Source organism: Autumnicola patrickiae, from assembly GCF_031846525.1.
GTDB lineage: Bacteria > Bacteroidota > Bacteroidia > Flavobacteriales > Flavobacteriaceae > Autumnicola > Autumnicola patrickiae.
In genome coordinates this window covers 1-925 of sequence record NZ_JAVRHM010000067.1, presented here as the reverse complement: position 1 = coordinate 925, position 925 = coordinate 1, and the positions used below count along the sequence as shown (strand labels likewise).

Below are 925 nucleotides of genomic sequence, written 5' to 3'. Positions count from 1 at the left end.
ATGTCCGGTATATATAGGAGTAGTGGAACCATCAGGCAGTATTTGAAGCAGTTTGGGTTCTAAAAAAACTTCTCCATAAGAATAACCTGCTTCTATGGCATATAAATTGCCGGCCTCATCGAAAGTAACAGCAGTTGGAAATGTAAGATTTCTTGCCACTACCTCTATTTTATACCCATCAGGTAAAAGAACATCAGTGGGCTCTATATTTCGCTTTTCAGGAACATCATTTAGCTGGCCGCCGCCTTTGGAAGGCATTATACGATAGCAACTTTGGAATCCCACCAGAATAGCAAAGAGAATTATAATTCTAAATTTTTCCTTCATCTTTTTAATTTTTACTGTAGTGGGGGCAGTTTCTTAAATTTGTTGTAGAGGGGATCATGTAAAACTATAAAATGACTGCCGGCCGGCTTATAACTATGATCATCATAATCTAAAAAAATATCTTTTTCCAGGCCTGCAGCCACTGAAGTATAAAATTGTATTGCTTTTTAGGCAGCTTCTGCCCACCACCACCATATCAGTACAATGACTATTATCGTCCCTATGATCCAGTACCACATATTCTTTCTTTTCCGTTCTCTTTCTGTTTCCATAGTTTAAAAAATTTAATTGATTAGAATTTTATTGAATAAGGATTTCGTACTCTTTAGGCAGCTTCCGCCCACCACCAAATTAGTGCAATGACTATTAAAATTCCTATGATCCAATACCACATATTCTTTCTTTTTCGTTCTCTTTCTGTTTCCATGACTCTGTGATTTTAATAAATTGATTTAAAATATTCCTGCTTCAGTTATCTTTGTGTAGATAGGATTACTTTCTACTTTTTTCTTCTGATACTCTTCTGTTTTCCCGAAGAGTAGAATGTATGCCCAAAAGACCACCAAACAGACCTCCAATCCCGCTTCCTACTACAAAG

The 925-nt window shown here is 36.4% G+C and carries 1 protein-coding gene; it reads right to left on the bottom strand.

The window, feature by feature from the left end:
- On the bottom strand, positions 1-327 hold a 327-nt coding region (locus RM549_RS19365), incomplete at its 3' end, for a hypothetical protein (protein ID WP_311687765.1).
- Between the last annotated feature and the right edge of the window lie 598 nt (positions 328-925).